Consider the following 23,224-nt stretch of genomic DNA (forward strand, 5'->3'; position numbering starts at 1 on the left):
TAAATAAATGAATAAAGAAGGTGTCCCTGTTTGTTTACATGTCCGAATTGTAAAAGCAAAGATATTGGAAAAATCGGAGTCAATCAGTATTATTGTTGGCATTGTTTTATTGAGCTTACCGTTACAAAAGGCATTATTCACACACATCAAGTAGAAGAAGACGGAACACTAAGTTCTTTAGATGACTTGTTTCCTGAAGAAGATCGTGCGATTTGAGGCGCCTAAAATGGGCGCCTTCATGCATATTTTCGTGAGCATTCCTCAAAATAATAAGAGGAGGGATGCGGGATGAATGAGCGAGAGCGGAAATGGCTTTTCCGAATCATTTTTTTTCTCATTTTATCATTGTTTGTATATATGGTTCTTCAGCTAAAAGTCATTTGGTTTCCTATTTTCAAAATGTTAAAAGCTGTTTTAATTCCTTTTATGCTTTCCGGCTTCATTACCTACTTGCTTCATCCCGTAGTGGAAAAACTTTACCGTTCAGGTGTTCCAAGAACATGTTCGATTCTCATCATCTATTTTATTTTTTTCGGAGGAGTCGGTTTTAGCTTTTATAAAGGTGTCCCAATTTTTGTTGAACAAATGAAAGACCTTTCCGAAAATATCCCTATGTTTACAAAATATTACCAAAGCTGGACGGATAAAATTCATGACGGAACAACCAATTTACCTGGAGAAATTCATCATCGAATTGAATCTTTTATTGCTGGAATGGAAACATCCGTCGCTGCCTTTCTTGAACGGATGCTTTCAAGCATGAAGTCAATTATTGATTATGCTGTTATTATTGGTGCCATTCCCTTTCTCGTTTTTTATATGTTGAAAGATTATGAGAAAATGAAAAAAGCCATTTGGTACTTCACCCCGAAGAAATGGAGACGTGAAGGGAGACGTTTTTTAGAAAACGTCGATGAGTCGCTCGGAAGTTATTTGCGGGGGCAACTATTTGTTTGTTTTCTGATCGGGCTGGCGGCTTCGATTTTGTTTTGGCTGTTTAAAATTAAATATCCGTTAATTTTAGGGACGATTATCGGAATGACCAATATTATTCCTTATTTCGGTCCATTTATCGGTGCGGTTCCTGCTTTGATGGTCGCTGCAACGCTCTCCATTAACAAAATAATTGTAGTGCTTTTCATCATTTTTGGGCTGCAATTTATTGAAAGTAATATTCTTGGCCCTTTCATCGTTGGGAAAAGCCTGCATATGCATCCGATGGTGATTATTATGGCGCTCTTGGCGGGCGGAGAAATCGGCGGAGTGATCGGTTTAATTTTAGCTGTGCCTTTTATCACTGTTCTGAAAGAGATATTGCTGCATATCATCCGTCTAAGGAAAGCGCATTGACAAGCGATTTTTCCTTGTCTATAATTCGTGATAGACATGGAATAAGTGCATGAAAGCGATGACGAATCGAGTATGTTGCAGTCCATCTTAAAAGAGAGGGGCTTCCGAGGCTGAAAGAAGCTCTAGATGAAGGGCAACAGAACGCTAATTCTGAGTGCAGGCAAAACCTGACGAAAATGCCACGTTACGGCAAATGAAGGTGATGAGCAATTGGCTCATAATCAGGGTGGTACCGCGAGTAACTCTCGTCCCTGTGTAAATCAGAGCATTTACATAGGCGAGAGTTTTTATTTTGCGAGAAAAATGAAGACATTTTAGGAGGAATGCCATGAAAAAGCTCACTTCAGCACAAGTTCGTCAAATGTTTTTAGATTTTTTTAAGGAAAAAGGACATTCGGTTGAACCGAGCGCTTCTTTAATTCCGGTTGATGATCCGTCACTATTGTGGATCAACAGCGGTGTCGCAACATTGAAAAAATATTTTGACGGAAGGGTTGTTCCTGAAAATCCGAGAATTACTAACGCACAAAAATCAATCCGAACAAACGATATTGAAAATGTCGGAAAAACAGCGCGCCATCATACATTTTTCGAAATGCTCGGAAATTTCTCAATCGGCGACTATTTTAAAGAAGAAGCGATTGAATGGGCATGGGAATTTTTAACAAGCGAAAAATGGATTGGCTTCGACCCAAATAGATTATCAGTTACTATTCATCCGGAAGATGAAGAGGCGTATGACATTTGGAAAAATAAAATCGGGTTGCCGGAAGAACGAATTATCCGTTTGGAAGGAAATTTTTGGGATATTGGTGAAGGGCCAAGCGGACCAAATACTGAAATATTTTATGATCGTGGAGAAGAATTTGGAAACGATCCAAATGATCCGGAACTTTATCCCGGCGGTGAAAACGAACGCTATTTGGAAGTTTGGAATCTTGTTTTTTCTCAATTTAATCATAATCCTGATGGAACTTACACTCCGCTTCCAAAAAAGAATATTGATACAGGCATGGGCTTAGAGCGAATGGTTTCTGTCATTCAAAATGCGCCGACCAACTTTGACACAGATCTCTTTTTACCGATCATTCAAGCTACCGAAAAGATTTCGGGGGAAGCTTATCGAACCGACAAAGAGAAAGATGTCGCTTTTAAAGTGATTGCCGACCATATCCGCACGGTTACATTTGCTGTTGCAGACGGCGCGCTACCTTCTAATGAAGGCAGAGGGTATGTACTTCGCCGTCTTATCCGCAGAGCGGTTAGGTATGCAAAAACGATCAACATAGACCGCCCGTTTATGTATGAATTAGTTCCGGTTGTAGCGGAAATTATGAACGATTACTATCCGGAAGTAAAAGAAAAAGCATCCTTTGTTCAAAAGGTAATTAAAAATGAGGAAGAGCGTTTCCATGAGACTCTCCATGAAGGGCTTGCCATTTTAGCGGATGTAATCAAAAAGCAGAAAGAACAGGGTAGCCGAATAATTCCAGGCGAAGATGTGTTTCGGCTTTACGACACATATGGTTTTCCAGTGGAATTGACGGAGGAATACGCACAAGATGAAGGCATGGAGCTGGATTATGAAGGCTTTGAACGAGAAATGGAGCATCAAAAAGAACGTGCAAGAAAAGCCAGACAGGATGTCGACTCGATGCAAGTGCAAAGCGGAATTCTTGTGGAATTAAAAGAGGAAAGCAAATTTGTCGGCTACAATACCCTAGAAGCAAATGCACGGGTGCTTGTGATCATAAAAGATGGGGAATTAGTCGATCAAGCCGAGAGCGGGGAAGAGGTCCAAATTATATTGGACGAGACGCCTTTTTATGCTGAAAGCGGAGGTCAAATTGCAGACAAAGGAATCATCAAAAATGATGATGTGGTCTTAAACGTAAAAGATGTGCAAAAAGCGCCGAACGGCCAACACTTGCACCGGGCTGTCATCGAAAAAGGCGTTTTGACAAAAGGAGCAGCAGTTTACGCTTCCGTTTGTGCAGAGTCTAGAAAATCAATCGTGAAAAATCATACAGCGACACATTTGCTGCACCAAGCGCTGAAGGACGTGCTGGGCGTACATGTCAACCAAGCTGGATCGCTTGTTGCTTCCGACCGTCTCCGTTTTGACTTTTCACATTTTGGACAAGTTTTAACAGAAGAGCTGGAAGAAATTGAACGAATTGTAAATGAAAAAATTTGGGAAAGCATTCCAGTCTCTATCGAGCACATGCCTCTTGACGAAGCGAAAGCGATGGGCGCGATGGCTTTATTTGGAGAAAAATACGGGAAAATTGTTCGCGTTGTTCAAGTAGGCGATTATTCGCTTGAGCTTTGCGGCGGATGCCATGTAACAAATACAGCGGAAATCGGACTGTTTAAGATTGTTTCCGAAACTGGAATTGGTGCAGGAACCCGCCGAATTGAAGCGGTGACAGGAAAAGAAGCGTACCGGTTTATGAATGAACAATATTTATTGTTAAAGGAAATTGGGGCAAAACTGAAAGCGAATGTAAAAAATCTGCCGGAGAGAATTGACAGTCTGCAGCAAGAAATAAAAGAACTACAGCGGGAAAATGAATCTCTTACGATGAAGCTTAGCAATCTGGAAGCGGAGAACATCGCTGAAAAAGCGGTAACGATCAACGGTGTAACAGTTCTTGCGGAAAAAGTTCAAGTGAAAGATATGAACAGATTGCGCGGCATGGTCGATGAACTGAAGCAAAAGCTCGGCTCGGCAATTGTTGTGCTAGCAACGGTATCAGACGGAAAAGTAAATTTAGCAGCCGGCATCACAAAAGACTTAGTTGACAAAGGGTTCCATGCTGGAAAATTAATTAAGGAAATTGCAAGCCGCTGTGGAGGAGGAGGCGGCGGAAGACCTGACATGGCTCAAGCGGGAGGAAAAAATCCTGAACGGTTAGCTGAAGCTCTTCGTTTTGTCGAAGACTGGGTGAAATCCGTTTCATAAATTCCAGTCATAGTGTAAAATGGATGTAGACAAGCAGATTCGCTTTTTAGTCTAGGAAAGAGGTGCAAAAATTGAGTTCCTTCGATAAAACGATGAAGTTTAATTTTTCAGAAGAACCTGTTGAGACAAATGTCAAGGAAGTTCTAAGTGCCGTATACAATGCACTGGAAGAAAAGGGTTATAATCCGATCAATCAAATCGTCGGCTATTTGTTGTCCGGAGATCCTGCTTACATTCCTAGACATAACGGCGCACGCAATCTGATTAGAAAAATTGAACGAGATGAATTAATTGAAGAGCTTGTAAAATTTTATTTGAAAAACAACCGTGAGGAATAAAATGCGAATCATTGGGTTAGACTTAGGTTCAAAAACATTAGGAGTTGCGGTAAGCGATGAGCTGGGATGGACTGCTCAAGGTGTGGAAACGATCAGCATAAATGAAGATGAAGGCGAGTTCGGGATTCAAAGACTCTCTGAACTGATAAAGAAATACGAGGTAGAAAAAATAGTAGTCGGGTATCCGAAAAATATGAACGGCACCGTTGGACCAAGGGGAGAAGCAAGCGAGCGCTTTGCCGCGCTTTTGAAAGAGCAGTTTCAGCTTCCGGTCATTTTATGGGATGAGCGCCTTTCGACGATGGAAGCCGAAAGATTTCTCATTGAGGCGGATGTAAGCCGGCGAAAAAGACGGCAAGTCATTGATAAAATGGCTGCGGTGATTATTTTGCAAAGTTATTTGGACAGTCAACAATAAATTGAGGTGAAATAAGTGGAAGGTGAAAAACATATTACCGTTATTGATGAAAACGGTAATGAACAACTATATGAAATTTTGTTTACGTTTAATTCGGACGAATTTGACAAATCTTACGTTCTTTATTATCCGATCGGCATCGATGATGAGGAAGACGAAGATGGAATAGAAATTCATGCAGCAAGCTACATTCCCAATGAAGACGGTGAAGGCGGGAAGCTGGAGCCTGTGGAAACCGATGAAGAATGGGAAATGATCGAGGCCGTTTTAAATACATTTTTAGAAGAGGAATAAGCACCGTTTTGCGGTGCTTTTTTTGTTGAGGTGATTTACATCCAAATGAAAAAAACAATTTCTTCCTATAAAAAAATGGAGATTTTTGACGAATAAATGCGTGTATGTAGTATAATAATCGGGACGGAAGGAGGATGAATTGATGGCGGATTCGGATTCGAATAAGGAATTTTTGGATAAGAAACTCCAAGAAAAACTGCATATAGCGAAAATTGTTCGAAAAACTGTGTTAACTGTCCTGATTGCCTTTGTTGTTATATTTGCTGGAGTGATTGGCGGCGGGTATTTATATGTGCGATCTGCATTAAAGCCTGTTGATCCGGATAATAAGGAACCTGTAAAGGTACAAATTCCGATTGGATCTTCCGTATCGCAAATTGCTTCTATTTTAGAAAAAAATGACATCATTAAAAGTGCGATCGTGTTTAAATATTACGTGAAATTTAAAAATGAATCAGGGTTTCAAGCAGGAAATTATCAATTTAATCAATCGATGACGATTCAAGAAATCGTTGAACGCTTAAAAAAAGGCGAATTAATGGGAGAAGCAGCTATTAAATTGACGATCCCGGAAGGATTGCAACTATCAGAAATTGCTGACATCATCGCCAAACATACTCCCTATTCAAAAAAAGAAATTATGAACCAATTAACAAACCAAAAGTTTATCAAACAAATGCAAAAAAAGTATCCTAATACAATAACAGATGACATTTTCAACGGACGTATAAAATATGCATTGGAAGGATATTTGTATCCGGCTACTTATTCGTTTTATGAGGAATCTCCTCCGTTGTCGGAAATCATTGAAACAATGATTAAAAAGACAGATGAAATGCTTGTTCCTTATAGAAACAAAATGAAAGAGCTGAGTCTTTCCACTCATCAATTTTTAACATTAGCGTCTTTAGTGGAGGAGGAAGCGACGGAAAAAGCCGACAGGGAAAAAATAGCCAGCGTTTTTTACAATCGTTTAGAAAAGAACATGCCTCTCCAGACAGATCCAACCGTTTTATATTCATTAGGAAAGCATAAGGAGCGCGTATACTATAAAGATTTAGAAGTCAATTCTCCCTATAACACATATAAAAATAAAGGACTTCCGCCGGGGCCGATTGCCAATGCTGGCAAGCAGTCACTAGATGCTGTAGCAAATCCTGCCGATACAAACTATTTTTATTTTCTCGCAACGAAAGAAGGGGAAGTTATATTTACGAAGACGCTGGATGAGCATAACAAAGAAAAAGCTAAGCATATTACGGAAAAGGATTAAAGGTTTGCGATTCGCATTCCTTTTTCTTTTATGTTAAAATATATCGAGCTAAAAAAACAAACTTGAAGAGTTCGAACAGAACTCTTCTTTGATTAAGGGAGTTTTTTAGGAGTGTCCATTTTGCCAAACAAAAAAATTGAGGAATATTTAGCAAATTTTTCTACTAACAAAGATGAAAAATTAGTTCAATTAGAAGCATATGCAAAAGAGCAGAAGGTGCCGATTATGGAAGAGCGGGCGCTGTCTGTCATGCTTCATATTTTAAAGCTCCATCAGCCGAACAAAATATTGGAAATTGGGGCGGCGATCGGCTATTCGGCGATTCGGATGGCAAAAGCGCTGCCGAACACAAAAATTGTAACGACTGAAATAGATCCTCATCGATTTGAACTAGCGGAACAAAATATTCGAGCTTGCGGTCTTGAAAATCAAATTACCATTTATCACGGTGATGCTCTAGAAATCGTACAGGAAGTCAAGCTTGACGGTCCGTTTGATGCGCTCTTTATCGATGCGAGCAAAGGGCAATATAAACGTTTTTTTCAAGCATATGAACCTTTGCTGTCAAAAAGAGCGGTCGTTTTTTCGGATAATGTTCTTTTTAAAGGACTAGTCGCTGAAGAAATGATAGAATCAAAAAGGTTAAAATCTTTAGCGAAGAAAATTAAAGAATATAATGAATGGCTAATGAATCAGCCCGATTGGGATACCGTTATTATTCCGATAGGCGACGGATTAGCCTTCAGTATAAAAAGGGGTGAAGGGGAATGAAAAAACCCGAACTGCTCGTCACACCTGTAAATGTCAAAAATATTGAGAGCCTTTGCAAAGCTGGCGCAGATGCTTTTATCATCGGCGAACAGCGTTATGGCTTAAGGCTTGCAGGGGAATTTCGTCGAAAAGATGTATTAGATGCGATTGACCTTGCCCATCAATATGGAAAAAAAGTATACGTTGCAATGAATGCAATTTTTCATAATGATAAAGTAGACGAGCTTGCAGATTATGTAAAATTTGTTCATAATGCGAAGGCAGATGCGATTGTATTCGGTGATCCAGCAGTGTTAATGACTGTTAGGGAAGTTGCTCCGGAGATGAAGCTCCATTGGAATACGGAAACAACCGCGACCAACTGGTATGCATGCAACTATTGGGGAAGGAAAGGCGCCAAGCGTGCAGTACTAGCTCGGGAGTTAAGCATGGAAGCTGTCATTGAAACGAAAGAGCATGCAGAAGTGGAAATAGAAGTCCAAGTCCACGGAATGACGTGCATGTTTCAGTCCAAAAGATCTCTTATCGGCAATTATTTTGAATATCGTGGGAAAGCGATGGAAATTCACAATTATAAATACGGCAAAAATATGTTTTTACATGATAAAGAGAGAAATAACAAATATCCAATTTTTGAGGATGAAAATGGAACCCATATTATGAGTCCGAATGATATTTGCATCATTGACGAGCTGGAGGAACTGGTTGATGCAGGAATTGATTCTTTTAAAATAGATGGCGTGCTGAAAACTCCGGAATATATTGTAGAAGTGACGAAAAAGTATCGGAAGGCGATCGATTTATGCGCTGAGGATCGAGAGCAATATGAAAATGTTAAAGACAAGCTGTACGCTGAAATTGAGGAAATACAGCCGCCAAACCGCCCGTTGGATACAGGATTTTTCTTTAAAGAGACCGTTTATTAAAAAAACGTTAAAGGAGGAGTTCGCATGCCGGTTGTGAAAGATAAAATTTCAACAATTATCAACGGCAAAAGGGTCATAACGAAAAAACCTGAACTTCTTGCACCTGCCGGAAATTTGGAGAAATTAAAAATCGCCGTCATGTACGGTGCTGATGCCGTCTTCATTGGCGGACAAGAGTACGGCTTGCGTTCCAATGCCGATAATTTCTCCATTGAGGAAATTAAAGAAGGAGTTCAATTTGCTAATCAGTACGGGGCAAAAATATATGTGACGACAAACATTTATGCACATAATGAAAACATTCCTGGACTCGATCAATATTTAAAAGCGCTCGAAGATGCAGGAGTGTCAGGGGTCATTGTCGCAGATCCCCTCATTATTGAAACGTGCAGAAAGGTAGCCCCAAAATTGGAAGTCCACTTAAGCACTCAGCAATCCCTTTCGAATTGGAAAGCTGTCCAATTTTGGAAGGAGGAAGGTTTGGAGCGGGTCGTCCTAGCACGGGAAACGAGCGCTGAAGAAATTAGAGAAATAAAAGAAAAAGTAGATATTGAAATCGAAACGTTTATTCACGGCGCGATGTGCATTGCCTATTCAGGCCGCTGCACATTAAGCAATCATATGACAGCGCGAGATTCAAACAGAGGAGGATGCTGTCAGTCCTGCCGATGGGATTATGATTTATATGAATATTATAAAGGCAAAGAAGTGCCTATGTTTGATGAGCAAGACTCGCCATTTGCAATGAGCGCTAAAGACTTAAAATTGGTTGAGTCGATTCCGAAAATGATTGAAATGGGGATCGACAGCTTGAAAATTGAAGGCCGCATGAAATCCATTCACTATGTTGCAACTGTTGTCAGTGTATATCGCAAAGTCATTGATGCATACTGCGCCGATCCCGATCATTTTGTCATGAAACAGGAATGGCTGGAAGAATTGGATAAATGCGCGAACAGAGAAACGGCTCCTGCCTTTTTTGAAGGAGTGCCTGGTTATCAAGAGCAATTATTTGGCACTCACAGCAAAAAAACAGCATACGACTTTGTCGGGCTTGTGCTTGACTGGAATCCAGAAACGAAAATGGTGACATTGCAGCAAAGAAACCATTTCAGACCCGGTGACGAAGTAGAATTTTTCGGTCCGCAAATTGACAATTTTCGCATTGTCATCGATAAAATTTGGGATGAAGACGGAAATGAATTGGATGCAGCAAGACATCCTTTGCAAATAATCCGCTTCAAGTGCGAGCATCCGCTATATCCGTATAATATGATGAGAAAAGAGACAAGATAGGGGAAGAATCTGGATTTTTTTATAAAAAAGCAAAACGTTTCTTGAACTGCCGATTATTTTGTAATAACATATCATAGATAAATATTTCCTTCTATAACTATGTTATAAAAGATTCTTTTCTGTCGAAAGAACGGCAGAAAAGTTCTTTCATTTTTTAGGAACCATTAGGGGGATATAAAGAAAAGGAGGACTATTATGGCGGAAGAAAAGGTATTTCCTATGACGAAAGCTGGGAAAGAAAAACTTGAACAAGAACTTGAGTATTTAAAAACGGTAAAGCGAAAAGAAGTTGTAGAACGAATAAAAGTGGCAAGATCATTTGGCGACCTATCAGAAAACTCTGAATATGATTCAGCAAAAGAAGAGCAAGCTTTTGTAGAAGGACGCATTACAACGCTCGAAAATATGATTCGCAATGCGAAAATTATTGAAGAAGACACAGAAAATAAAACAACTGTTTCACTTGGAAAATCTGTTACGTTTATTGAATTGCCTGATGGAGAAGAAGAAACTTATACAATTGTCGGAAGTGCAGAAGCAGATCCTTTCGAAGGGAAAATTTCCAATGATTCTCCGATGGCTAAAAGCCTGCTCGGCCGTCAAGTAGGGGAAGAAGTTGTAGTTCAGACGCCTGGCGGCGATATGACAGTCAAAATTGTACGTGTTGATTAATGTTGATAGCCTTTAATATAGTTTAAGATGTGCGCACCTCGTCGAAAATATAAGACGAGGTGTTTTTTTATGAATAAGCGAATAAAATATATAGGCGTCTTCATCATTTTGTTAATGGGTGTTCTCATATATAGACTTGCGCAAATTCAACTGCTTGAAACCGAGTCATTTTCAGAACAAGATGTCAATTTGATGAAAGAAAGCGTCAAACAGAGGACACAAGAAGTAATTATAGATGATGGGCGGGGTCGATTTATTGATCGTGAAAATAAACCTTTGAACGAAACATATTTGCCTACGCTCGTTTTATTTCCATTTCTGAAAAATTATCAATGGCCGATCGATCAATTGGCGGCAGCCATTTCTGTTCGCAAGGATGAAATCGAACAATTATTGAAAGGAACGAAAAATGAACCTATTTTGTTGAATAAAGAAAAAGGATTTCAACTTGATGAACAGGATATAAAAGCCATCAATAAGTTAAAAATTCCGGGAGTATTCGGCATCTTTATGAAAACAGAGCAATCAGACAATATTGCTTCCCATCTTATTGGGATGACAAGCGAAAATGAAACAGAATGGAAAAAAAGATACCCTGACAAAGAGATCACGTCATTAAGTCCTGAAGTAGGCGTGACTGGACTGGAGGAGGCGTTTGATGAATTTTTGCAGCCGGAAGATGCGTCAAGACTTTTATATCATGTTGATGGTCTCGGCAGGCCTCTTTTCGGCGTCAATGTAAAATATATTGCCGATTCCAATCCATTTTACCCAATTGCCGTTCAAACAACAATTGACAAACATTTGCAAGAAAAAGCTGAACAAATTTTAACAAAACATCAAATAAATGAAGGCGGCCTCGTTCTGTTAGACATTGAAAACAGCGAAGTAGTTGCAATGGCCTCCAAACCGGATCTGGACCGGAATGATCCAAAAACATATGAAAATAAAATGCTTTCGGCAATGTTTCCTGGTTCTGTTTTTAAAACCGTTATCGCTGCAGCAGCGATCGACACAAACATGATCAAACCGGAAAGAACATTTAATTGTGACCGGAATGTCTACGGCCAAACAGAAAAAGAGGAAGAAAAGCGGGCTGGAACGCTTACGTTTGAAGAAAGCTTTGCGAAAAGCTGCAATTATGCGTTTGCTACGATCGGTCAGGAATTAATACAAAAAAAGAGCAATATAATTGAAGAATACGCAGAAAAGCTTGGCCTTCTCAGCTTCTCAGGCTGGTCGGGAAAAGTATACCATTACGATCAATTTAAACAATTTCCAAGGGAGCAAAGAGGAACGATTTGGGGAGATGACAGCGACAAAAAGTCAGCAAAGGCCATCGCACAAACCTCCATCGGACAAAAAAATGTAAAGGTTACTCCTCTAGCTGTCGCGAATATGATGGCTACAATTGCTCGCGGAGGAGAAAAAAGAGAAGTGAAAGTCGTGGATAAAATTTTATATAAAAACGGAGAAACGATGTATACATTCAAGAACCATTTGATGAAAGGAGAAAAAATTTCCCCTGCAACATCATCAAAATTAACGGATCTCCTGCTTCAAGTAGTCGCTCATCCTGATGGAACCGGCAGAGCGTTTCAAAGCTTGCCTGTTAAAGTAGCCGGCAAATCAGGCACTGCCGAAACGGGAACATTGAACGACAATGGAAAAAAATTATATCATAAATGGTTTGCCGGTTTTTTTCCTGCGGAACATCCGAAATATGCCTTAGTTGTTGTTGATATGAACAAAACGAGCGGTAGAGCAAAGACAAATGATGTTTTTTACGAAATGGTTGAACAGATTTATAATGTTAATGAAGAATAAAGTATGTTAAAATAATAACTCAAAGATTGGAGAAACAAAGGAGTTGACGGGGAATGGCGGGTTCTCGTTATGAAATTCGGGATAAAAAACGAAAAACGAATTTGATTTTAAATATTTTAATTGGAATTGTCGCCTTACTCATCCTCGTTATTGCTTCTCAGCTTTTTTTGGGAGGCGGTACTGAACAAGCGAATTCCAACAGTGAACAACAAAAAGAGCAATCAAGCTCATCTAAAAATATCGAAGAAGAGACAGCTGAACAATCTAACGATCAGCGGGAAGAAGAAAAAGCAGCTGAACAGAATGAAAGTAATGAAATTAAGGAGGAAGAGGACGAAAATACACAATCAGCAAATGAAGAAAAGGAATCGAGCGATGATCCTTTTGAAGGTGCAACAGTAACTGAAGGAGAAGCGGGTTCCGATGTTGAACAAATCATTGAAAATCCAAATTGGAAACCGATCGGAACAGTCCAGACAGGTGAGCACGTTACGACTTATAAAAAGTCATCTGTAGATTGGAAGGAAATGGAGAAAGCATTAAGCTATGCAACAGGTGTTTCTCTTGAAAATATGCAGACCCTTTGGATCGGCAATAACGGAAGCCCGAATGATGCGAAAGGAACGATTCAAAACAAAGCAGACGGAAAAAAATATAGAGTATCCATTACATGGATAGACGGAGAGGGCTGGAAACCGACTAGAGTTGAAGTATTAAAATAGACTGAAAAGCAAAAAAGACCCTCATGTGTAAAAAGCTGACTGTCAAACACTTGAGGGATCTTTTTTTATGATTTTTATAGCTATTCATGATAGAAAGGAATGTTGGAATATGAAAATTGCAATCATTGGTGCAATGGAAGAAGAAGTTCGCATCCTGCGCGAGAAATTGGATTGTACAAAAGAAGAGGAGATTGCAGGCTGCAGTTTTATGATTGGGAAATACAATCAAACTGATACGATTTTATTAAAATCAGGAATTGGAAAAGTGAATGCAGCCGTAAGCACCACTTTGCTGCTGGAGCGATATCAGCCGGATTATGTGATCAATACCGGCTCCGCCGGAGGATTTCATGAGTCTTTAAACGTAGGGGATGTTGTCATATCCACAGAGGTTCGCCATCATGATGTAGATGTGACGGCTTTTGGGTATGAATATGGTCAAGTTCCCGGGCTTCCTCCATCCTTTAAGGCCGATGAAAAACTGATTGAAATCGCTGAAAGAAAAGCAAAAGACATTTCAGGAATTCAGACGGTAAAAGGGGCGATCGCAACGGGGGATTCTTTTATGAACGACCCCGATAAAGTAGCTTTTGTCCGGTCTAAATTCAGCCATTTGTACGCTGTTGAGATGGAAGCTGCTGCTGTCGCGCAAGTGTGCTACAAATTTCAAACACCTTTTGTCATCATCCGGGCGCTCTCAGATATCGCCGGAAAAGAGTCGAACATTTCCTTTGAACAATTTTTAGACAAAGCGGCTTTCAATTCATCGGAATTGGTTCTGAAAATGATTGAAGAACTAAGTTGAATGTAAATGGAAACTATTACAAGCCTATTAGCCCGAATCGATATGTTATTCTTTTATAATATAGAATAACTAATTCGATTAGGTGATATCATGGAGGAGAAAAAATTAAAAGAATTAATAGAAGACTATAAGCATTTTGCTCTCGTTCTGCTAGCTGTCGGAACCTTTTTATACATCGGAATATGGATTCCTAATCATTCACCTCGGACAAATATACAAGAAATAATGCTAATCGGAACTTCAACGATGATGTTAGCCAGCTCTATTCTATTTTTTAAATTGTCATCGAAATATCAAAAAAAGCTTGATAAGTTGCAATCTTAATCATTTCTTGAAAAAGGGCTCAAAAAAGTCAGTATAGCTGACTCTTTTGAGCCCCTCTTTTTTGATAAAACATTAGGTGAATGAAGGCGGCATTGTTCTGTTTCATATGAAAACAGCAACTAGCGCTGCAATAAAGGTTGCCTTTTTACAGATTGAAAGCAGTTGTAATGGGCTCTCAACCGTAACGTTCGCATCCTGTCAAATCATGTTACCACCATTTTACGTCAAACAGAGGATTCGCTTTCTGCGATTTTTATTAATCGGTCAATTTTGAGATTCGTTTTTATATCTCGATTTGCGCCAATGCGCTGGAAAACCTGCAACAAGGTTAATTTTGAGTTTTTATGGGATGTCACATATCGGAAAGCCACCACTTTAAAATGAATTTTGCAGTTTTACGCGAGTAAATCATTCAGGAACTCTCGCAAATTTCGCACAAAATCTCGTTGAAAATGCTTTTCCTTTTATTCTTTTGACATCTTTTTTTCTTTTTCATTTCGGTAAAACTCATGAAACATTTTCATAAGTGCCCTTTTTTCGATTCTGGAAACATAACTCCTCGAAATGCCGAGCTCTTTCGCAATTTCACGCTGCGTTTTTTCCTGCTGCGTATTCAATCCAAACCGCCCGATAATGACTTCTTTTTCTCTTTCGTCTAGAATCGATAAATATTTCTTAATTTTTTCCAGCTCCATATTCAATTGAATCGTGTCGATAATATCTTCATTTTCTGATTTTAGCACATCTATTAAACTGATTTCGTTTCCTTCTTTATCTTGGCCAATAGGATCGTGTAGGGAAACATCTTTTTTTGTTTTTTTTAAGGAACGGAGATGCATTAAAATTTCGTTTTCAATGCATCTTGCGGCATATGTAGCAAGCTTTGTCCCTTTGTTTTCGGAATAGCTTTCAATCGCTTTAATTAAACCAATTGTGCCGATGGATATGAGATCTTCCGAGTCTTCACCTGTATTTTCAAATTTTTTGACAATATGAGCGACAAGGCGCAAATTATGTTCAATTAATATATTTCTTGCTTCGTCATTTCCTTCGGCCATCAGGCGGAGATATTTTTTTTCTTCATTTGGGGAAAGCGGTTGAGGGAAAGCATTGTTTTTTACATATGAAACGAGAAAAACCAATTCTTTTATAAAATAGCTTAGTGCAGTCAAAATTCCAGACATGTTTTTCACCCCCGCATTACGTATTATTAAATTGTATGTGATTGCGGCTTTGTCCTTGTATGTCCTTCATGAAAAAGGGGGAAAGAGTATGGAAAACAGCTGAGTTTTAGTTATAATGAGACAGTGAAGAAAAATGGATTGGTATCGGAGATCATCAGTTGAAAGGTATTAAGTCATTGTGGATTGACATCAACGATTATCTGTTAAAGGAGTTTAGCGGCTGTGGAACATGCAGCCATGCGCCTCAGGGGTAGGTATTTTAAGCAAAAAAAAAAGACACCGCTAAGATGATGCTTTTAATAAGTGAGAGAGCGAGCGGCGCTTTATTTCCAATTCTATTAATTCGATGAATTCTTTGCTAAGCCTCATTTCGGTTGCTTTATAGTAAGATTCAATTAAAAATTCGTCCGATAAATTTTTCATAGAAGCGATCATGTTATGGAGAAAGCACCTCCTTTATTTATTACCATAAATTTACCATGTTTTTTAATAGAGAACAACCGTTCTGTTATCCACAGCCTTCGGTGGAAAAGCTGTGGGTAGTTTGTTTATATACTTTACTAAAGATTGATATGAATAGGTGGATATTGTGTATAAAATTATCCACAGCTGTTGAATATGTTAAAAAATTGTCGAATTTTTTTGTGAAAACAATATTGTTTTGAAAGTAAACTCGAAATTCGGTATGATGAAAAATAGTTTAACAGTAGTCTATTTATTGAATTAAGAGGTGTTCAATTTGCTGAAAAGGTTTTTACCCGGAGAATATGCGAAAAGCGTTTTTCATATTTATCCTCATTTTTTAAAGGAAAAAGGTATAAAAGGTATTATTACCGATTTAGATAATACTTTAGTAGAATGGGACAGGCCGAACGCAACTCCGAAATTGAAAAATTGGTTTGAAATGATGGAACAGAACGGGATTAAAGTGACAATTGTTTCAAATAATAACGAAAAACGCGTCCGTTCGTTTTCTGAACCGCTGAATATTCCGTTCATTTCGAAAGCGGGAAAACCCCGTGCAAAAGCGTTTAAAAAAGCGGCTGAGCAGATGGGGCTGAAAAAAGAAGAAGTTGTTGTGATCGGCGACCAGCTGCTGACAGATGTTCTCGGAGGGAATCTCTGCGGTTTTCATACGATTTTAGTTGTGCCTGTATCGTCTACTGACGGCTTTTGGACCCGGATCAACAGGAAAATTGAAAGGAAAATTTTAAAATTGTTAAAACAGAAAGGCATGCTGCATTGGGAGGAGTGATGAGTTTGGATGAGAAGGTTTGCGTCGGGTGCGGAGTAAAAATTCAAACGGAAGATCCATCTGAAATTGGATATGCTCCAAAAGCTGCTCTTGAGAAAGAACAGCCGATCTGCCAAAGGTGTTTTCGGCTGAAACATTATAACGAAATTCAAGATGTCTCGTTAACAAATGAGGACTTTTTAAAAATTTTGCACGGCATTGGCAATACGAAAGCTCTTGTTGTGAAGGTTGTCGACATTTTTGACTTTAACGGAAGCTGGATCAACGGCATACAGCGTTTTATCGGCTACAATCCAGTCATTTTAATCGGCAATAAAGCTGATCTCCTTCCAAAATCGGTGAAAAAAGAAAAGGTTATTCGTTGGATGAAGAGAGAAGCAAAAGAGTATGGATTAACGCCATTGGATGTGCTTTTAATCAGCTCAGAAAAGGGACATGGCATTAAAGAAGCGGCAGAGCAAATAGATCATTATCGCAACGGAGAAAACGTGTATGTTGTTGGATGTACAAATGTTGGGAAATCAACTTTTATTAATCGAATCTTGAAGGAGGTTACGGGAGAAGGGGATATCATTACAACTTCCCATTATCCCGGCACAACGCTCAATCTAATTGAAATTCCGTTAGATGACGGCGCAGTTTTATACGATACACCAGGCATTATCAATGATCATCAGATGGCGCACTTTATTGATAAGCGCGACCTAAAGCTTCTATCGCCGAAAAAAGAAATTAAGCCTAGAGTGTTCCAGTTAAATGAAAGGCAAACTTTATACTTCGGCGGATTGGCAAGACTGGATTATATAAAGGGAGGACGTTCCTCCATTGTGTGCTATATTCCGAACAGCATTGACATTCATCGAACAAAACTGGAGAAGGCGGATCATTTATATGCAACACATTTAGGGGAGCTTTTAACCCCTCCTAGAAAAGAAGCAGTCGAATCCTTTCCAGAACTTGTCCCGCACGAATTCACTATAAATGGAAAAAAGAAAGATATCGTGTTTTCAGGTCTTGGATGGGTAACGATCCACGATGGACCGAAAAGAGTTGTTGCTTATGCACCTAAAGATGTACATGTGGGCGTCCGTCATTCATTAATATAAAAACAAAAAGGTGGAGAGGATTTCAAATGGAGCAAGTTTACGGAGTAATAGGCGACCCGATCGGTCATTCGCTTTCCCCTCTCATTCATAACGATGCTTTCGATTACTTAAATATGAATGCCCGCTATCACGCATTTCAAGTAAAAGGGGAAGAGCTTGAACAAGCGGTAAAAGGGATGAAGGCTCTTGGCATAAAGGGGTTTAATGTAACGGTTCCGCATAAAGTGTCAATCATTCCTTTTCTTGATGAGTTGGATGAATCGGCTCAATTGCTTCACGCGGTAAATACAGTAAAAAACGAAGACGGGAGATTAATCGGTTTTAACACAGACGGATACGGATTTTACCTGTCATTGAAAGAGCATATTGACAATACCAATCCCCGAGATTTAAAAGTGCTGCTGATCGGGGCGGGCGGAGCCGCTCGGGCGATCTATACAACGCTGGCGAAAGAAGGCTTTGCGTTCATTGATATTGTAAACAGAACAGCAGAGCGGGCTCATCTGTTAAAGGAAAACTGCAGCTATGAGACAAAAGGAAACGTTTATTCATTCCAACAACTCGATCAAACGTCCAATGAATATGATGTCATCATTCAAACGACATCCATCGGGATGAAGCCGAATATCGAAGAAAAGCCGATTGAATTAACCGGACGCGTTCATGGCGGAACTGTCGTTGCTGATATCATTTATAATCCGCTGAAAACGATGTTATTAAAAGAGGCTGAAAAGCTGGGCCTTAAAACTGTTGACGGAGTAGGAATGTTTGTTTATCAAGGGGCATGTGCGTTTCAAATATGGACGAATGTGGAACCTGATGTCAGTCGAATGAAAAAGCTCGTATATGAAAAATTAGGAGGAAAATCATGACTTTAACTGGAAAACAAAAACGTTTTTTACGCTCTCTTGCACATCATCTGAACCCGATTTTCCAAATTGGAAAGGGCGGAGTAAATTCAAATTTGCTTCAGCAGGTGAACGATTGTTTAGAAGCAAGAGAGCTCATAAAAGTGAACGTGCTGAAAAATTGTGATGAAGACAAAGCAGCAGTTGCTCAAGCACTTGTTGATGGGACAAATGCCCATCTCGTCCAAATCATCGGAAATGTCATTGTTTTATATAAAGAATCAAAAGAAAAAAAACAAATCATTTTGCCTGAATAAACGAACGGATGGTGCGGAAAAATTGGGTAAAATCGGAATTTTTGGGGGGACATTTGACCCGCCCCATAACGGACATTTATTAATGGCCAATGAGGTTCTTCATTCTCTTAATCTGGACAAAATATGGTTTATGCCGAACAATATTCCACCCCATAAACAAAAGGAGCCGGTGACAGAAACACACCACCGGGTAAATATGCTGAAAAGAGCAATTGAAGGAAATCCATTTTTTCAAGTCCAATTAATTGAACTTGAAAGAGAGGGTCCGTCTTTTACGTATGACACAGTGAAAATATTGAAAGAAAGATATCCAAACGAAGAATTTTATTTTATTATTGGATCAGATATGATTGAAAATTTGCCTCATTGGCATCGAATAGAGGAATTGATGGATATGGTGCAATTTGTCGGCGTGAAACGTAACGGATACTCGAATGAGAGCACATTTTTCGTAAAAGAGGTGGAAGTTCCTCAGTTTGATGTTTCCTCTACAATGATCAGAGAGCGATTGAAAAACGGACAAGCGGTGGACTATCTTCTGCCCAAAAAAGTTATTCAATATATAGGGGAGAATCGATTATATGGAACGTGAAAAAGCGTTAGCAGTTGTGGAAAAGGCGATAACGAAACAGCGTTATCAACATACTTTAGGCGTAATGGAGACAGCCATCAGTTTGGCAAAGCGGTACGGCGCCGATGTGAAAAAGGCAGAATTAGCAGCTATTTTTCATGATTATGCCAAATTTCGGCCAAAAGATGAAATGAGAAAAATTATTATTGAACAAAATATGCCGAAGGACTTGCTGGAATATAATACAGAACTTTGGCATGCACCTGTTGGCGCCTATTTAGTCGAGAAGGAAGTCGGCATTTCTGATAAAGAAATTTTAGATGCGATCCGCTACCATACATCCGGAAGAGAAAACATGACTCTTCTTGAAAAAGTGATTTATTTAGCTGATTATATTGAACCGGGTAGAAGCTTCCCCGGAGTCGATGAAGTCAGGGAATTGGCACAAAAAGATTTAAATGAAGCGCTCGTTCAGTCGATATCCAATACGATTGCATTTTTAATGAAGAAAAAGCAGCCGATTTACCCTGAAACGTTTAAAACTTATAATGCGCTCGTAATGAAAAATTGAAGGAGTGAAGTGGATGAATTCGCGTGATATTCTAGCTTTAACTGTTAAAGCAGGCAGCGATAAAAAAGCAGAAGATATCGTAGTATTAAACATGCAAGGAATTTCTCTAATAGCTGATTATTTTATGATATGCCATGCGAATAACGAAAAAAATGTGCAAGCAATTGCCAGAGAAATGAAAGAGAAAGCAGAGGAAAACGGAATTCCCGTCAAGCGTCTCGAAGGGTTTGACGAGGCAAAATGGGTTCTCATTGATTTAGGAGATGTCGTTGCTCATGTTTTCCATAGGGATGAAAGAAGCTATTATAATTTAGAAAAATTATGGGGAGATGCTCCGCGCGAAGAAGTGAGCGAGTGGTTAGCTTGATTTATAAGCATTTTGCATCTGTGTACGACCGATTAATGAAAGATGTTCCTTATGATGAATGGGCGCAATTTTTGCATCAAGCGATTCAACGATATGGAAACGGCGGGAACCGGGTGCTAGATTTAGCTTGTGGAACAGGAGAAATATCGTATAGGATGGCAGAGCTTGGGTATGAGCTAACAGGTGTCGATCTCTCCGGAGAAATGCTCGCCGTTGCCCAGGAAAAGATGATGAAAAAAGGGTTTGATGCGCTCTTTATTGAACAAGATATGAGGGAGCTTAAAGGCTACAAGCCTTTTGATGCGGTGTTATTAAATTGCGATTCCATCAACTACTTGTTGAAGGAAGAGGATGTGGTCAAAACGTTTCAAGCCGTATACGACCACTTGAACCGAAACGGCTTATTTCTGTTTGATGCCCATTCTGTTCATAAAATGGAGAAAATATTTAAACATGCTGTATTCGCTGATAATGATGAGGATGTCAGCTATATTTGGAAATGCTTTGACGGTGAATATCCAAACAGTGTCATTCATGAATTAACCTTCTTTGTGAACAATGGAACGGATTATGTACGGTTGGATGAAGACCATTATCAAAGAACTTTTTCAATTTCTGAGTACCGACATATGTTGGAAAAGTGCGGCTTTACGATCGTTGACATAACGGATGGAATTTTTCAAAGCCCGGACATCGAGCAGGCGGAACGAATATTTTATATTGCGAAAAAAAGTTGAAACCATCGAATGTAATTTTTTTTCGATGGTTTTTTTCATTTTAGCAGGAATTTTCATGAGCCCTGCAGAATATTATTCATTGTCAAATTGATGCCTCACTTTTTGTAAATCTTCATCAAATTTTGCATGGGTGCTTTGAAATAAATGATGAAACATGTCGCCTAGTTCATTTTCAAGCACTTTAATCCCCTCTCCGGTAACTCCCCCTTTTACGTGCACTTTTTCCTGCAATGTCGGAAGCGTGTAATACCCGCTTTCAAGCAGCTTGCCTATGCCGATCATCATCTCGTTTGCTAATTGAACCGCATCCTCTTTCGAAATGTCTGTTTCCGCCTCAGCAGCTTCAATAAATTTTTGTAGCAAAAAGCTGAAAAAAGCCGGTCCGCAGCTGATGATATCAGATGCAACACGGGTAATGTTATTTTCTATTAAGATTGGCTTTGATATTTTTTCAAACATGGAAAGAATGATATTTCTTGTATGTTCGCTGCATCTATTTCCAAATGTCAGCAAAGCAGCTCCCGCTTTAGCCCTGTTTGTTATGCTTGGTATGACTCGGGCTACTTGGCATGGAACAGCCGATTCGATTTGCTCGACTGAAATCGGGCTCGTAATGGAAATTAAACATTGATGTTCTTGTAAACCAGTTTTCAGTTCCTTTAAAAGGGGGTGTATATCTAAAGGCTTAACGCATAGAAATATGAAATCGCTTTGATGAACGACCTCTATACTTGATGTACAAACATGTATTTCAGGATATTTCCGTTTGATGGCATATGCCTTTTGAATCGTTCTATTCGTTATAAACAACGATGAGGGTGTTGATACTTTTGCCTCGCAAAAAGCTTCAATGAGAATACGCCCCATATTGCCGGTTCCTATAAACCCTATTTTCACTTTTCACCCCTCCTTTTTTTAACATTGTTCTCCTACACGATATGTTCTGCTGCCTTATTTTATGAATGAATATTTAGAAAGGGGAATTCATGTGTATGAACCATTTCCTTTTTATAAAAAAGTATGGGGTTTTTTTGTTAATCATTTTCGCTGCCATTTTGTTTTTTATCATCAACAACTGGCGTGATTCAAACGAGATCGAAGTTTCCGATGAACCATTGCTGGAAACGGATGAACGAACGCCGATGCAAAAAAGCAGAGAAGATGATGACGAAGAAGAGAATGAGCGCCGTAACGAACAGACGACGATGATTTTTATTGATGTAAAGGGGGCTGTTCGTAAGCCTGGTGTTTATGAATTGCCGTCATCCAGCAGGGTGTTTGAAGCAATCGAAAAAGCTGGAGGAATGAATGACCAGGCAGACGGAAATCGTGTGAATCTGGCCAGAAAGCTAACAGACGGTATGGTTGTTTATGTGCCAAAGCTAGGCGAAAAAATTGACGAAAATGCTCTTATCGATGAAAGCGGCGCAAATGCTGATGCTTTACAAAGACCGCAAGAGAAAGAAAAAATCAATATTAATACGGCGACAAAGGAAGAGCTGCAAAAATTAACGGGAATCGGCCCTGCAAAAGCGGAAGCAATTATCGCACACCGTGAAGAAAACGGGCCGTTTCAAAAAGAAGAGGATTTACTGGAGGTTACCGGTATAGGAGAAAAAACGTTTGAAAAGATCAAAAATGAGATTAGCGTTGACGAACATGAAGACTTGTCGATAAACTGAAAAAGAATGTTTACAAAATTCGGAGGGGTAAAAGTGGATCGAATTTCTTGGAATCATTATTTCATGGCGCAAAGCCATTTGCTTGCGCTGAGAAGCACATGTACAAGACTTGCTGTCGGTGCTACGATTGTCCGCGATAAACGGATTATTGCGGGGGGATATAACGGCTCGATCGCAGGAGGAGTTCACTGTATTGATGAAGGCTGCTATGTGATTGATAACCATTGTGTTCGAACGATCCATGCGGAGATGAATGCGATATTGCAATGCGCCAAATTTGGAGTGGCAACAGCAGGAGCGGAAATTTACGTCACGCATTTTCCATGCTTAGCTTGCACAAAAGCGATTATTCAAGCGGGTATTCAAAGTGTATACTATGCAAAAGATTACAAAAATCATCCATATGCAATGGAATTATTTGAACAAGCAGGTGTTCATATAGAAAAAGTCGCATTCGATGAAACGACTTTGGATTTAAAAAATGAAGAAAAGCGCGAATATGTTGAGCAGCTTTTAAATGCTTTAAAACATCTCGGCGTATCAGAAACGGACTTGAAAAAATGGAATGAACAAGCCCGTCAACTTTTCGGCTGATCTAATCGAAA

The 23,224-nt window shown here is 39.4% G+C and carries 28 protein-coding genes and 1 other annotated feature; of the genes, 25 read left to right on the forward strand and 3 right to left on the reverse strand.

The features are described 5' to 3' along the window. Positions 1-30 precede the first annotated feature (30 nt). The 15 genes from FB379_RS01125 (at position 31) to FB379_RS01195 (ending at position 13,981) form a co-directional block, all read left to right on the forward strand. Positions 31-216 carry a hypothetical protein gene (locus FB379_RS01125; RefSeq protein WP_063387991.1) on the forward strand — a complete coding sequence of 62 codons (186 nt, stop codon included), beginning with the start codon at positions 31-33 and terminating at the stop codon, positions 214-216. 72 nt (positions 217-288) lie between these two features. Further along, on the forward strand, positions 289-1,350 hold the full coding sequence (locus tag FB379_RS01130) for an AI-2E family transporter (RefSeq protein WP_144596731.1): 1,062 nt from the start codon (positions 289-291) through the stop codon (positions 1,348-1,350). Positions 1,351-1,399: 49 nt separating this feature from the next. Continuing rightward, positions 1,400-1,606: a binding site (T-box leader), on the forward strand. A 72-nt stretch (positions 1,607-1,678) separates the two neighbouring features. Further along, positions 1,679-4,315 (forward strand): alanine--tRNA ligase, encoded by a 2,637-nt coding sequence (gene alaS, locus FB379_RS01135; RefSeq protein WP_144596733.1) that lies wholly within the window; start codon positions 1,679-1,681, stop codon positions 4,313-4,315. Positions 4,316-4,386: 71 nt separating this feature from the next. Continuing rightward, positions 4,387-4,653: an IreB family regulatory phosphoprotein gene (locus FB379_RS01140; RefSeq protein WP_063387994.1), complete on the forward strand. Its 267-nt coding sequence runs from the start codon at positions 4,387-4,389 to the stop codon at positions 4,651-4,653. A gap of 1 nt (position 4,654) precedes the next feature. Then, positions 4,655-5,071, forward strand: a complete 417-nt coding sequence (gene ruvX / locus FB379_RS01145; protein ID WP_063387995.1) for a Holliday junction resolvase RuvX — start codon at positions 4,655-4,657, stop codon at positions 5,069-5,071. Between the two features lie 15 nt (positions 5,072-5,086). Continuing rightward, the gene (locus tag FB379_RS01150; protein ID WP_063387996.1) at positions 5,087-5,365 is read left to right on the forward strand and encodes a DUF1292 domain-containing protein; all 279 of its coding nucleotides are present in this window, start codon (positions 5,087-5,089) and stop codon (positions 5,363-5,365) included. Positions 5,366-5,507: 142 nt separating this feature from the next. Next, positions 5,508-6,638, forward strand: a complete 1,131-nt coding sequence (gene mltG, locus FB379_RS01155; protein ID WP_144596735.1) for an endolytic transglycosylase MltG — start codon at positions 5,508-5,510, stop codon at positions 6,636-6,638. A gap of 120 nt (positions 6,639-6,758) precedes the next feature. After that, a complete protein-coding gene (locus tag FB379_RS01160) occupies positions 6,759-7,409 on the forward strand; it encodes an O-methyltransferase (protein WP_144596737.1) in 651 nt (216 codons plus the stop codon). Next, positions 7,406-8,335, forward strand: a complete 930-nt coding sequence (locus tag FB379_RS01165; RefSeq protein ID WP_144596739.1) for a peptidase U32 family protein — start codon at positions 7,406-7,408, stop codon at positions 8,333-8,335. Before FB379_RS01160 ends, FB379_RS01165 begins: the two co-directional genes overlap by 4 nt. A 24-nt stretch (positions 8,336-8,359) precedes the next feature. After that, positions 8,360-9,631 (forward strand): peptidase U32 family protein, encoded by a 1,272-nt coding sequence (locus FB379_RS01170; protein WP_063388000.1) that lies wholly within the window; start codon positions 8,360-8,362, stop codon positions 9,629-9,631. 195 nt (positions 9,632-9,826) lie between these two features. Next, positions 9,827-10,303 carry a transcription elongation factor GreA gene (gene greA, locus FB379_RS01175; protein ID WP_063388001.1) on the forward strand — a complete coding sequence of 159 codons (477 nt, stop codon included), beginning with the start codon at positions 9,827-9,829 and terminating at the stop codon, positions 10,301-10,303. 69 nt (positions 10,304-10,372) lie between these two features. Continuing rightward, complete coding sequence (locus tag FB379_RS01180; protein WP_144596741.1) at positions 10,373-12,130, forward strand: peptidoglycan D,D-transpeptidase FtsI family protein; 1,758 nt, start codon at positions 10,373-10,375, stop codon at positions 12,128-12,130. A 53-nt stretch (positions 12,131-12,183) separates the two neighbouring features. Further along, positions 12,184-12,852: a YrrS family protein gene (locus FB379_RS01185; RefSeq protein WP_063388003.1), complete on the forward strand. Its 669-nt coding sequence runs from the start codon at positions 12,184-12,186 to the stop codon at positions 12,850-12,852. A 109-nt stretch (positions 12,853-12,961) separates the two neighbouring features. Further along, complete coding sequence (gene mtnN / locus FB379_RS01190; RefSeq protein WP_063388168.1) at positions 12,962-13,657, forward strand: 5'-methylthioadenosine/S-adenosylhomocysteine nucleosidase; 696 nt, start codon at positions 12,962-12,964, stop codon at positions 13,655-13,657. Positions 13,658-13,747: 90 nt separating this feature from the next. Then, on the forward strand, positions 13,748-13,981 hold the full coding sequence (locus tag FB379_RS01195; protein ID WP_063388004.1) for a YrhC family protein: 234 nt from the start codon (positions 13,748-13,750) through the stop codon (positions 13,979-13,981). Positions 13,982-14,445: 464 nt separating this feature from the next. On the opposite strand, the gene sigK is transcribed toward FB379_RS01195, so the two are convergent. Continuing rightward, positions 14,446-15,165: an RNA polymerase sporulation sigma factor SigK gene (sigK, locus tag FB379_RS01200; RefSeq protein WP_063388005.1), complete on the reverse strand. Its 720-nt coding sequence runs from the start codon at positions 15,163-15,165 to the stop codon at positions 14,446-14,448. 282 nt (positions 15,166-15,447) lie between these two features. Then, positions 15,448-15,588 carry a sporulation histidine kinase inhibitor Sda gene (sda, locus tag FB379_RS01205; protein WP_063388169.1) on the reverse strand — a complete coding sequence of 47 codons (141 nt, stop codon included), beginning with the start codon at positions 15,586-15,588 and terminating at the stop codon, positions 15,448-15,450. A gap of 316 nt (positions 15,589-15,904) precedes the next feature. Here sda and FB379_RS01210 point away from each other — a divergent pair, with 316 nt between their 5' ends. Genes FB379_RS01210 through FB379_RS01245 form a run of 8 tightly spaced genes read left to right on the forward strand, consistent with a single transcriptional unit; the run spans position 15,905 to position 20,937 of the window. Further along, entirely contained in the window at positions 15,905-16,420 is a 516-nt protein-coding gene (locus tag FB379_RS01210) for a YqeG family HAD IIIA-type phosphatase (RefSeq protein WP_063388006.1), read from the forward strand. Beyond that, positions 16,420-17,526: a ribosome biogenesis GTPase YqeH gene (gene yqeH, locus FB379_RS01215; RefSeq protein ID WP_066250545.1), complete on the forward strand. Its 1,107-nt coding sequence runs from the start codon at positions 16,420-16,422 to the stop codon at positions 17,524-17,526. Before FB379_RS01210 ends, yqeH begins: the two co-directional genes overlap by 1 nt. A gap of 26 nt (positions 17,527-17,552) precedes the next feature. Next, positions 17,553-18,398 (forward strand): shikimate dehydrogenase, encoded by an 846-nt coding sequence (gene aroE / locus FB379_RS01220; protein WP_066250548.1) that lies wholly within the window; start codon positions 17,553-17,555, stop codon positions 18,396-18,398. Continuing rightward, on the forward strand, positions 18,395-18,691 hold the full coding sequence (yhbY, locus tag FB379_RS01225; protein ID WP_063388009.1) for a ribosome assembly RNA-binding protein YhbY: 297 nt from the start codon (positions 18,395-18,397) through the stop codon (positions 18,689-18,691). Before aroE ends, yhbY begins: the two co-directional genes overlap by 4 nt. Positions 18,692-18,713: 22 nt before the next feature. After that, positions 18,714-19,283: a nicotinate-nucleotide adenylyltransferase gene (locus tag FB379_RS01230; RefSeq protein ID WP_066250550.1), complete on the forward strand. Its 570-nt coding sequence runs from the start codon at positions 18,714-18,716 to the stop codon at positions 19,281-19,283. After that, positions 19,273-19,833, forward strand: coding sequence for a bis(5'-nucleosyl)-tetraphosphatase (symmetrical) YqeK (gene yqeK / locus FB379_RS01235; protein ID WP_063388011.1), 561 nt, complete (start codon positions 19,273-19,275; stop codon positions 19,831-19,833). Before FB379_RS01230 ends, yqeK begins: the two co-directional genes overlap by 11 nt. A gap of 13 nt (positions 19,834-19,846) precedes the next feature. Continuing rightward, positions 19,847-20,200, forward strand: coding sequence for a ribosome silencing factor (gene rsfS / locus FB379_RS01240; protein WP_063388012.1), 354 nt, complete (start codon positions 19,847-19,849; stop codon positions 20,198-20,200). Further along, positions 20,188-20,937, forward strand: coding sequence for a class I SAM-dependent DNA methyltransferase (locus FB379_RS01245; RefSeq protein WP_235600443.1), 750 nt, complete (start codon positions 20,188-20,190; stop codon positions 20,935-20,937). Before rsfS ends, FB379_RS01245 begins: the two co-directional genes overlap by 13 nt. A 72-nt stretch (positions 20,938-21,009) precedes the next feature. Here FB379_RS01245 and comER read toward each other — a convergent pair whose 3' ends face one another. After that, complete coding sequence (gene comER, locus FB379_RS01250) at positions 21,010-21,834, reverse strand: late competence protein ComER (RefSeq protein WP_144596743.1); 825 nt, start codon at positions 21,832-21,834, stop codon at positions 21,010-21,012. Between the two features lie 95 nt (positions 21,835-21,929). Between comER and FB379_RS01255 the strand changes: the two genes are divergently transcribed. Together FB379_RS01255 and FB379_RS01260 are read left to right on the forward strand one after the other, a co-directional pair. Next, complete coding sequence (locus tag FB379_RS01255; RefSeq protein ID WP_144596745.1) at positions 21,930-22,619, forward strand: helix-hairpin-helix domain-containing protein; 690 nt, start codon at positions 21,930-21,932, stop codon at positions 22,617-22,619. Between the two features lie 33 nt (positions 22,620-22,652). Further along, the gene (locus FB379_RS01260) at positions 22,653-23,213 is read left to right on the forward strand and encodes a ComE operon protein 2 (protein ID WP_063388016.1); all 561 of its coding nucleotides are present in this window, start codon (positions 22,653-22,655) and stop codon (positions 23,211-23,213) included. Positions 23,214-23,224 lie beyond the last annotated feature (11 nt).

This window comes from Aeribacillus composti, from assembly GCF_007827555.1.
Lineage (GTDB): Bacteria > Bacillota > Bacilli > Bacillales > Aeribacillaceae > Aeribacillus > Aeribacillus composti.